The 10,199-nt window shown below is 68.4% G+C and carries 8 protein-coding genes; 7 read left to right on the top strand and 1 reads right to left on the bottom strand.

Translation table 11 applies throughout. The annotated features are described in order from the left end of the window. The 3 genes from AXA74_RS15495 to AXA74_RS15485 all read left to right on the top strand — a co-directional run. Nucleotides 1–1,453 (top strand): phosphate acyltransferase (locus AXA74_RS15495; RefSeq protein WP_248845115.1); only part of this gene is annotated, 1,453 nt, incomplete at its 5' end. Beyond that, nucleotides 1,434–2,645 (top strand): patatin-like phospholipase family protein, encoded by a 1,212-nt coding sequence (locus AXA74_RS15490; RefSeq protein ID WP_029577556.1) that lies wholly within the window; start codon nucleotides 1,434–1,436, stop codon nucleotides 2,643–2,645. The genes AXA74_RS15495 and AXA74_RS15490, both read left to right, overlap by 20 nt. Then, nucleotides 2,642–3,106 (top strand): barstar family protein, encoded by a 465-nt coding sequence (locus AXA74_RS15485; protein ID WP_029577555.1) that lies wholly within the window; start codon nucleotides 2,642–2,644, stop codon nucleotides 3,104–3,106. The genes AXA74_RS15490 and AXA74_RS15485 overlap by 4 nt, the downstream gene beginning before the upstream one ends. A gap of 11 nt (nucleotides 3,107–3,117) precedes the next feature. On the opposite strand, the gene AXA74_RS15480 is transcribed toward AXA74_RS15485, so the two are convergent. Beyond that, nucleotides 3,118–3,852 (bottom strand): 16S rRNA (uracil(1498)-N(3))-methyltransferase, encoded by a 735-nt coding sequence (locus AXA74_RS15480; protein ID WP_029577554.1) that lies wholly within the window; start codon nucleotides 3,850–3,852, stop codon nucleotides 3,118–3,120. A gap of 184 nt (nucleotides 3,853–4,036) precedes the next feature. Between AXA74_RS15480 and tkt the strand changes: the two genes are divergently transcribed. From tkt to AXA74_RS15460, 4 genes are all read left to right on the top strand, one after another. Next, nucleotides 4,037–6,076: a transketolase gene (gene tkt / locus AXA74_RS15475; RefSeq protein WP_032978618.1), complete on the top strand. Its 2,040-nt coding sequence runs from the start codon at nucleotides 4,037–4,039 to the stop codon at nucleotides 6,074–6,076. Between the two features lie 14 nt (nucleotides 6,077–6,090). Next, entirely contained in the window at nucleotides 6,091–7,101 is a 1,011-nt protein-coding gene (gene gap, locus AXA74_RS15470) for a type I glyceraldehyde-3-phosphate dehydrogenase (RefSeq protein WP_029577552.1), read from the top strand. 110 nt (nucleotides 7,102–7,211) lie between these two features. Continuing rightward, entirely contained in the window at nucleotides 7,212–8,405 is a 1,194-nt protein-coding gene (locus AXA74_RS15465) for a phosphoglycerate kinase (RefSeq protein ID WP_029577551.1), read from the top strand. Nucleotides 8,406–8,550: 145 nt separating this feature from the next. After that, complete coding sequence (locus AXA74_RS15460) at nucleotides 8,551–10,182, top strand: SulP family inorganic anion transporter (protein ID WP_370736534.1); 1,632 nt, start codon at nucleotides 8,551–8,553, stop codon at nucleotides 10,180–10,182. Nucleotides 10,183–10,199 lie beyond the last annotated feature (17 nt).

Below are 10,199 nucleotides of genomic sequence, written 5' to 3'. Positions count from 1 at the left end.
TCCCCTCATCCTGGCCCTGGCCAATCCCACGCCCGAGATCCTGCCCGAGCTGGCCTGCTCGGTGCGCGATGACGTCGTCATGGCCACGGGCCGCTCGGACTACCCCAACCAGGTCAACAACGTCCTGTGCTTTCCCTATATCTTCCGCGGCGCGCTGGACGTGGGCGCCACCACCATCACCCGCGAGATGGAGAAGGCCGCCGTCTACGCCATCGCCAAGCTGGCCCAGGAAGAGCAGAGCGAAGTCGTGGCGGCCGCCTATGGCACATATGACCTGTCCTTCGGCCCGGACTACCTGATCCCCAAGCCCTTCGATCCCCGCCTGATCGTGCGCATCGCGCCGGCGGTGGCGCGAGCGGCCATGGCCGACGGCGTGGCCACCCGGCCCATCGCCGACCTCGACGCCTATGTCGAGCAGCTGCAGCAATTCGTCTACCACTCCGGCGCCTTCATGAAGCCCCTGTTCGCCTCGGCCAAGCGCTTTGTGCGCGAAGGGGGGCGGGCGCGCATCGTATTCACCGAGGGCGAAGACGAGCGCGTGCTGCGCGCCGTGCAGGTCATCGTCGACGAAGGCCTGGCCAAGCCCATCCTGGTGGGCCGTCCCGCCGTGCTGTCGGCGCGGATCGAGAAATATGGCCTGCGCCTGCGCCTGGGCCAGGATGTCGAAGTCACCAATCCCGAATACGACGAGCGCTTCCATCAGTACTGGACCACCTACTGGGAGCTGATGTGCCGCCGCGGCATCACCAAGGAAATGGCGCGCGTCGAAATGCGCCGCCGCACCACGCTGATCGGCGCGGTGATGGTGCGCCTGGGCGATGCCGACGGCATGGTCTGCGGCTCGGTGGGCGCCTATCACGACCACCTGCGCTTCGTCGACGAGGTCATCGGCAAGAAGCCGGGCGCCAAGATCTACGCCGCCATGAACATCCTGCTGCTCGATGAGCGCACGGTGGCCCTGGCCGACACCCACGTCAATGACAATCCGACCGCCGAGCAGATCGCCGAGATCACGCTGGCGGCGGCCGAAGAAATGAAGCGCCTGAACCTGGCGCCCAAGGCGGCCTTGCTGTCGCGCTCCAACTTCGGCTCGGGCAGTTCGGCTTCCGGCGCCAAGATGCGCGAGGCGCTGGAAATCCTGCGCGCCCAGGCGCCGGAGCTGGAAGTGGACGGCGAAATGCATGGCGACTGCGCGCTGGACGAGGCGCTGCGCCTGCGCATCCTGCCGTCCTCCACGCTCAAGGGCGAGGCCAATCTGCTGGTCTGCCCCAACGTGGACGCGGGCAACATCGCCTACAACCTGCTCAAGACGGCGGCCGGCGGCAATGTGGCGGTCGGCCCCTTCCTGCTGGGGGCCAATGCGCCGGTGAACATCCTGACCTCCAGTTCCACCGTGCGCCGCATTATCAACATGACGGCCATGACCGTGGTCGATGCCAACGTTGCGCGATGACGCTGCCGGCCCGCTGCGCCCCACCGGCCTGGTCTTGACCGGCGGCGGGGCGCGCGCGGCCTACCAGGTCGGGGTGCTGGGCGCGGTCATGGAAATCCTGGACCCGCGCTTTCGCCCGGGCTGCCCCAATCCTTTCCATATCATCTGCGGCACCTCGGCCGGGGCGGTCAACGCGGCGGCCATGGCCTGCCGCGCCGACCGTCCGCACCTGGCGGTGCGGCGCATGCGGCGCCTATGGTCCTCGCTGGACACCAGCATGGTCTACCGGGCCGACGCGCCTGGCCTGATCCGCACCGGTGTGCGCTGGCTGGGCCTGCTGTCGCTGGGTTGGATGTACTCCGGCGTGATGCGCAAGCGCCCCCAGTCCCTGCTGGACAGCCAGCCCCTGGCCAATCTGCTCGAGCGCGTGCTCAATTTCCGTCATATGCGCCACAACCTCGCGCGCGGCCACCTGTCGGCCCTGGCGATCACGGCTTCGGGCTACACCAGCGGCGAGCACCTGACCTTCTATCAGTCTGATCGCCCCATCGAGCCCTGGCATCGTTCGCTGCGCCGCGCCGTGCCCTCGGCCATCGGCGTGGACCACATCATGGCGTCCTCGGCCATTCCTTTCGTCTTCCCCGCTCGCGCCGTCAATGTGCAGGGCCAGACCGAATGGTGCGGGGACGGATCAATGCGCCAATTGGCGCCCATCAGCCCGGCCATCCATCTGGGCGCCGAGCGCGTGCTGGTGGTGGGAACGAGCTTCCAGGACGAAACCCATCCCGAACAACGCGCCCAGGCGCCCGGTTATCCCTCGCTGGCCCAGGTCGGCGGCCATGCCCTGTCCAGCATCTTCCTGGATGGCCTGTCCACGGACTTGGAGCGCCTGGAGCGCACCAACCGTCTGCTGAGCCACAGCTTGCCGGGCGCCGAACCCGGCGTGCGCCGCATCGAGGTCCTGGCCATCACGCCCAGCCAGTCGTTGGACCGGCTGGCGCTGGAGCACCTGGACGCCATGCCGCCCGAAGTGCGTACCCTTTTCCGCGTACTCGGTGTATCGTCCGTGCCGGGGAGATCGGGCGGCGGATCGTTGATGTCCTATCTGCTCTTCGAAAGTGCCTATACGGAACGATTGATAGAACTGGGTTATGCCGATACGATGCGGCGTAGCGAAGAAGTGGTGAAGTTTTTCGAGGAGGCCCGGGCATGACGCGCAACGGCCAGACCACGCTGTTACGACAACTGCGCCGTGGGGGCGCAATCGCGCACGAGGACACGGACAAAGAATCCATGGTCAACGCCACGCACGAGCTGGGCATGGCCCTGCTGGTGGCGGATTGCGACCGCGCGCGCAGCCGTTCGGCGGTGCTGCGCGCCATTGCCAAGGCGGTGGATTTCCCTGAGTTCTTCGGCGGCAATCTGGACGCGCTCTACGATTGCCTCTGCGACACCGTGCTGGACCACAAGACCGGCGTGGTGCTCTGGCTGTACCGGCTGCATTCCGGCGACCCGGCGCTCGAGGAGGATGCCGCCGCCATCGAGACCGTCTGCGCCGACGCGGCCGAGTTCGCGAACGAAAACGGCCGGGTATTCTGCTATGTGGTCGAACATGCCGGACGGCATCCCGATCCCGAGCCGGGAGTGGCGGCCGCGCCCTACGGCGACGTCTGAGTTTTTCGCGCTCAGTTCCAGCCGAGCAAGGCGCTGACCGAGGCGATGAGCGCCAGCCCGGCGGTCTCGGTGCGCAATACCCGGGGCCCCAGCCTGAGCGAGGCCACGCCGGCGGTCCGGGCCGCGGCGATCTCTTCTTCCGACCAGCCGCCTTCGGGGCCCACCATCAGTGTGAGGGCCGCCGGGGCGGATTGGCGCGCCAGCCAGCCCGGCAGGTCGTCGGCGGCCTGCGGATGGCACATGAGGCGCAAGCCCTCGGCCGGCCGGGCCAGCCAGTCGCGCAGGGTCTGGGGCGCGGCGACCTCCGTCAGGCGGTTGCGGCCGCATTGTTCGGCGGCCGATTGCGCCACGCGGCGCCAGTGCGCCAGGCGTTTTTCCAGCCGCGGTCCGCTTAATTGCAGCACGCTGCGCTGCGCGGCGATGGGCACGACGGCGGCGGCGCCCAGTTCCACGGCTTTTTCGACGATCCAGTCCATTTTGTCGCCCGAAGGCAGGCCCTGGACCAGCACGATACGCCCGGGCAGTTCGGCCTCGCGCGCCAGGTGCGGGCCCAATTGCGCGTGGCCGGTCCTGCCTTCGATCTCCAGCCGGGCGGGGTACTCCCCGCCGCGCCCGTCAAACAGCACGATATCGGCCCCGTCGCGCAGCCGCAGCACCCGGATGGCGTGGTGGGCCAGGGCGTCGGGCAAGGGCAGGCGCTGGCCGGCGGCCAGCGGGGTGTCGCAGTAGAAACGGGGCAGGCTCATGCGCAGAGAAACAACAAGGGAACAATGCCGCATTTTGGCCCGAAGCCGCCCACGGACGCCAGCTTTGGGGGAGGTTTGCCCACGCCTCGGATGGGCTTACCCCCAGATGGTAAAATGGTGAGCTTTCCACCCCCTATCTCTGGCGCCTTGGATGCGAGGCGCCAATGCCAAAGAGCCTTTTCGCATGAGCACTCCGACTGCCCCCAAACTAGCCTTGGCGGATGCCATCCGCGTACTCGCGATGGACGCCGTACAAAAAGCGAATTCGGGGCACCCCGGCGCGCCCATGGGCATGGCGGAAATCGCCCAGGCGCTCTGGCTGGGCAATCTGCGCCACAACCCCGCCGACCCGGCCTGGGCCAACCGCGACCGCTTCGTGCTGTCCAACGGCCACGGCTCGATGCTGATCTATGCGCTGCTGCACCTGACCGGCTATGACCTCTCCCTGGACGAACTGAAGAATTTCCGCCAGCTGCACTCCAAGACCCCGGGCCACCCCGAAGTGGGCATCACCCCGGGCGTGGAGACCACCACCGGCCCGCTGGGCCAGGGGCTGGCCAACGCCGTGGGCATGGCCCTGGCCGAGGCGCTGCTGGCCGCCGAGTTCAACCGTCCCGGCCACCCGATCGTCGACCATCATACCTATGTCTTCGTGGGCGACGGCTGCCTGATGGAAGGCATTTCGCACGAGGCCTGCTCGCTGGCCGGCACGCTCAAGCTGTCCAAGCTGATCGCCCTGTACGACGATAACGGCATCTCCATCGACGGCCATGTGGAGCACTGGTTCGGCGACGACACCGCCAAGCGTTTCGAGGCCTATGGCTGGAACGTGATCCGCGGGGTGGACGGCCATGACGTGGCCGCCGTGGACGCCGCGATCAAGGCCGCCCGCTCGCAGTCCGAAAAACCCAGCCTCATCGTCTGCCGCACCGTGATCGGCAAGGGCGCGCCCACCATGGCCGGCACGCACAATGTGCACGGCGCGCCGCTGGGCAACGCCGAGATCGCCGCCGCGCGCACCGCCATGGGCTGGAGCGCCACCCCCTTCGAGGTGCCGCAGGACATCCGCCAGGCCTGGGACAGCCGCGAGGCCGGCGCCGCCGCGCAGGCCGATTGGCAGCGCGTTTTCGCCGCCTACGCCCAGGCTTTCCCGGCCGAGGCCGCCGAGTTCACGCGCCGCATGAAGGGCGATCTGCCGGCCGGCTTCGCCGAAAAGGCCCAGGCTTTTCTGGCCGCGACCGCCGCCCGCGGCGAGACGGTCGCCACCCGCAAGGCCTCGCAGTTCGCCATTGCCGAGCTGGCCGGGCTGCTGCCTGAGCTGCTGGGCGGCTCGGCCGACCTGACGGGTTCGAATTTCACCGACTGGAAGGGCGTGGCCGCCGTGCGCGCCGCCGACAAGGGCGGCGTGAGCTTCGGCCGCCACATCAACTACGGCGTGCGCGAATTCGGCATGGCCGCCATCATGAACGGCATCGCGCTGCATGGCGGCTACCTGCCTTTCGGCGGCACCTTCCTGACGTTCTCTGACTACTCGCGCAACGCCATCCGCATGGCGGCCTTGATGAAGCAGCGCGTGGTGCATGTCTTCACGCATGACTCCATCGGCCTGGGCGAGGACGGCCCCACCCACCAATCGATCGAGCACGCGGCCAGCCTGCGCCTGATCCCCAACCTGTCGGTCTGGCGTCCCTGCGACACGGTCGAGACCGCCGTGGCCTGGAACCTGGCCGTGTCCCGTCCGGCCAGCATCGGCATGGACGTGCGTGACGGCGGCCCGACGGCCCTGCTGCTCTCGCGCCAGAACCTGCCCTTCGTGCCGCGCGACGAAGCCACGCTGAAGGCGGTTGAAAAGGGGGGTTACGTCTTGCGCGATGCGCCGGACGCCCGCGCGGCTATCATCGCAACGGGCTCCGAAGTCGCCATCGCCCTGGCCGCGCAGGAGGCGCTGGCCAAGGACGGCATCGCGGTGCGCGTGGTCTCCATGCCCAGCACCGATGTGTTCGACCGCCAGGACGCCGACTGGAAGCGCGCCGTGCTGCCCGCGGGCATGCCGCGCGTGGCCATCGAGGCTGGCGTGACGGCTTTCTGGCACAAGTATGTGGGCCTGGATGGCGCCGTGATCGGCATCGACCGCTACGGCGAGTCGGCCCCGGCTGGCGCCCTGTTCAAGTTCTTCGGCCTGACCACCGACAAGGTGGTCGAGGCTGTCAAGCAGGTTTTGTAAAAGGAGCTTTCGTCATGACCATTCGCGTCGCTATCAACGGCTACGGCCGCATCGGCCGCAACATCCTGCGTGCCCACTACGAAAACGGCAAGAAGCACGATATCGAGATCGTCGCCATCAATGACCTCGGCGATCCCAAGACCAACGCGCACCTGACGCGCTTTGACACCGCTCACGGCAAGTTCCCGGGCACCGTCGAAGTCGACGGCGAGTACATGGTCGTCAACGGCGACAAGATCCGCGTGCTGGCCAACCGCAACCCGGCCGAACTGCCCTGGGGCGAGCTCAAGGTCGACGTGGTGCTGGAGTGCACGGGCTTTTTCACCTCCAAGGAAAAGGCCGGCGCCCATCTGAAGGGCGGCGCGAAGAAAGTCATCATCTCGGCGCCCGGCGGCAAGGACGTCGACGCCACCGTGGTGTTCGGCGTGAACCAGGGCGTGCTGCGCGCCGAGCACACCGTGATCTCCAACGCTTCGTGCACCACCAACTGCCTGGCCCCGCTGGTCAAGCCGCTGAATGACAAGCTGGGCGTCGAGACCGGCCTGATGACCACGGTCCATGCCTACACCAACGACCAGGTCCTGACCGACGTCTACCACGAAGACCTGCGCCGCGCCCGTTCGGCCACCATGAGCATGATCCCGACCAAGACCGGCGCTGCCGCCGCGGTCGGCCTGGTGCTGCCCGAACTCAACGGCAAGCTGGACGGCTACGCCATCCGCGTCCCGACCATCAACGTGTCCATCGTCGACCTGACCTTCATCGCCAAGCGTGACACCACGGTCGAGGAAGTCAACAGCATCCTGAAGGCCGCCGCCGACGGCGAGCTCAAGGGCATCCTCACGTACAACACCGAGCCGCTGGTGTCGGTGGACTTCAACCACAACCCGGCTTCGAGCAACTTCGACGCCACCCTGACCAAGGTCTCGGGCCGGCTGGTGAAGGTCTCGTCCTGGTACGACAACGAGTGGGGCTTCTCCAACCGCATGCTCGACACCACCGTCGCGCTGATGAACGCCAAGTAAGTTGCCATAGGCGCGGAGCCTCCGGCGGAGGCTCCCGCTTGGACAACGGGCCGGACCCCAGGTGCCGGCCTTTTTATCGTCCAGGCGAGCTCATAAAAAAGGAAGACAACATGTCCAAAGTGAACACCCTTTCCGCGCTGGCCAAGGAAGGCAAGCTGTCCGGCAAGCGCGTTTTTATCCGTGCCGACCTGAACGTGCCTTTCGATGATGCCGGCCGCATCAGCGAAGACACGCGCATCCGCGCCTCGGTGCCCGGCATCCGCCTGGCCCTGGACGCCGGCGCGGCGGTGATGGTCACCTCGCACCTGGGACGTCCCAAGGAAGGCGTGCTCACCGAAGCCGATTCGCTGGCCCGCGTGGCCCAGCGCCTGTCCGAGCTGCTGGGCATGCCGGTGCCGCTGCGGCAGGACTGGGTCGACGGCGTGCAGGTCGAGCCGGGCAGCGTGGTGCTGCTGGAGAACTGCCGCGTCAACGTGGGCGAAAAGAAGGACGACGAGGCGCTGTCGCGCAAGATGGCCGCGCTTTGCGACGTCTATGTCAACGACGCCTTTGGCACGGCCCACCGCGCCGAGGCCACGACGCACGGCATCGCGCGCTTTGCGCCCATCGCCTGCGCCGGCCCGCTGCTCGCGGCCGAACTCGACGCCCTGGGCCGGGCCCTGCATGATCCCAAGCGCCCGCTGGTGGCCATCGTCGGCGGCTCCAAGGTCTCGACCAAGCTGTCCATCCTGCAGGCCCTGGCCGGCAAGGTCGACCAGCTGGTCGTCGGCGGCGGCATCGCCAATACCTTCATGCTGGCCGCCGGCCTGCCGATCGGCAAGTCGCTGGCCGAACCCGACCAGGTCGGCGAGGCGCGCGCGGTCATCGACATCATGGCCAAGCGCGGCGCGGCCGTGCCCATCCCCACCGACGTCGTGTGCGCCAAGTCCTTCGGCGCCGATGCCCCGGCCACGGTCAAGGCCGCCGCCGACGTGGCCGAGGACGACATGATCCTGGATATCGGCCCGCAGACCGCCCAGACCCTGGCCGGTATCCTCAAGCAGGCCGGCACCATCGTCTGGAACGGTCCGGTGGGCGTGTTCGAGTTCGACTCGTTCGCCAACGGCACCAAGGTGGTGGCCCAGGCCATCGCCGACTCCGAGGGCTTCTCGATTGCCGGCGGCGGCGATACGCTGGCCGCCATCGCCAAGTACCAGATCGGCGACAAGGTGGGTTATATCTCGACTGGCGGCGGCGCTTTCCTGGAGTTCCTGGAAGGCAAGTCCCTGCCGGCCGTGGCCGTGCTCGAGGAACGCGCGGCCTGATCGCCCGCCCCGGCTTGGGGGTACTATCGGGGCCTGGACCGCGCGAGCGGCCAGGCCCCGCTGTCTTTCCGCGAATCTCCTGTTTCCGACGCTGTTGATGAAGCTGCGATCCTTTTTCCGTCCAGGCCTCGCGAAGTGGCGCGGCATGACCGTCGATTCCGCGCGGCGCGATGCGCTGGCCGGCCTGAGCGTGGCGGCGGTGGCGCTGCCGGTCGGCCTGGCCTATGCCACCATGATGGGCCTGCCCGCGGCCAGCGGCCTGTGGGCCGCGATTGCCGGCATGCTGGGCTATGCCTTGTTCGGCGCCTCGCGCACGCTCATCGTCGGGCCCGATACCGCCACCTGCACGCTGATCGCCGCCACCTTGACCGGCCTGTCCATCGTCGAACCGCAAGCCCGGCTGGACGCCGCCGCGGGCATGGCCGTGGTGGTGGGCCTGGGCTGCCTGCTGGCGCGCGTGTTCCGCCTGGGCGTGCTGGCCAACCTGCTGTCGCGTCCGGTGCTGGTCGGCTATATGGCCGGCGTGGCTGTCACGCTGGCCTGGTCGCAGCTGGGCACGCTGACCGGCGCCGGGCCGCGCCCGGCCGATCTGCTGCGGCCCTTCGAGGCCGTCACGCGCCTGCTCACCCAGGCGCATCCGCCCACGCTGGTCCTGGGCGCGGCCTGTTGCGCCGCGCTGGCCGCGCAGCGTATCTGGCGGCCGCGCTGGCCCGGGGCCATCATGCTGGTGGGCCTGAGCTGCCTGCTCTCCTGGCTGCTGGACTTCCCGGGGCACGGTATTGCCGTGGTGGGCGACATCCCGGCCGGGCTGCCCAGCCTCACGCTGCCGGACGATTTTCGCAATGTGCCGGGCTTTCTGCTGGGCGCGGGTGGTGTGCTGCTGGTCAGTTTTTCCAGCGGCATTGTCACGGCCCGCAGCTTCGCCACCGTCAGCGGCGAGGAGGTCGAGCCCAACCGCGAGCTGGTGGGCTTTGGCGCGGCCAACCTGGCCTCGGGCCTGTTCCAGGGCTTTGTCGTCACCGGCGCGGACTCGCGCACGGCGGTGAGTCTCGCGTCGGGGGCGAGCTCGCCCCTGGCCAGCGTGGTGGCCGCCCTGGCGTTGGGCCTGGTCGTGGGCCTGGCCACGGGCCTGCTCTATTGGCTGCCGCAGGCCGCCCTGGCCGCCATCTTGCTGTTTGCCGCCATGCATCTCTTCCAGTGGGACGCCTTTGTGCGGCTGGCGCGCGTCTCGCGCGCCGAGCTGGCCTTCGCCATGCTGGCCGCGGTGGGCGTGGTGGCCTTCGGCGTGCTGGGCGGCGTGATCACGGCCGTCACGGCCACGCTCATGTATGTGATGTATGTCACCGCCAACCCGCGCGATGCGCTGCTGGGGCGCCTGCCCGGCGATCATGCGCTGTGCAAACTGCACTTGAACCCGACCGCCGAGCCGGTGCCGGACACGGTCATCTGGCTGTTCGAATCGTCCATCTGGTTCTTCAATGCGGACGCCTTCCGGCGCCGCGCCCGCGACGTGGTCGCCCTGGCCGGCCAGGCCAGGTGGTTCGTGCTGGATGCCGAGGCCATGACGCACGCCGATGCCGATGCGGTGGAAGCCTTGTTCGCGCTCAAGCGCGAGCTGGACGCGCGCGACACTGTCATGATGATCGCCGGCGGCCATGGCATGTTCCGCATCGCCATGGAGCGCTCCGGCCTGATCGAGGCCGTGGGTCACGATCACGTCTTTGTCAGCGTGGAGCAGGCCGTGGCGGCCATCGAGCGGCGCGGCGCGCCCATCTGAGGCGGCCCGCCGGACGC

It is taken from the genome of Bordetella hinzii LMG 13501 (assembly GCF_001548475.1).
GTDB lineage: Bacteria > Pseudomonadota > Gammaproteobacteria > Burkholderiales > Burkholderiaceae_B > Bordetella > Bordetella hinzii.
Note: the sequence above shows the minus strand (reverse complement) of the source record. Positions and strands in the feature narration are given on the sequence as shown.

Bases quoted from the DNA above. Each gene is read 5' to 3' on its own strand.
- AXA74_RS15490 (WP_029577556.1), top strand. From the start codon at position 1,434: ATGCCAACGTTGCGCGATGACGCTGCCGGCCCGCTGCGCCCCACCGGC.
- AXA74_RS15485 (WP_029577555.1), top strand. From the start codon at position 2,642: ATGACGCGCAACGGCCAGACCACGCTGTTACGACAACTGCGCCGTGGG.
- AXA74_RS15480 (WP_029577554.1), bottom strand. From the start codon at position 3,852: ATGAGCCTGCCCCGTTTCTACTGCGACACCCCGCTGGCCGCCGGCCAG.
- tkt (WP_032978618.1), top strand. From the start codon at position 4,037: ATGAGCACTCCGACTGCCCCCAAACTAGCCTTGGCGGATGCCATCCGC.
- gap (WP_029577552.1), top strand. From the start codon at position 6,091: ATGACCATTCGCGTCGCTATCAACGGCTACGGCCGCATCGGCCGCAAC.
- AXA74_RS15465 (WP_029577551.1), top strand. From the start codon at position 7,212: ATGTCCAAAGTGAACACCCTTTCCGCGCTGGCCAAGGAAGGCAAGCTG.
- AXA74_RS15460 (WP_370736534.1), top strand. From the start codon at position 8,551: ATGACCGTCGATTCCGCGCGGCGCGATGCGCTGGCCGGCCTGAGCGTG.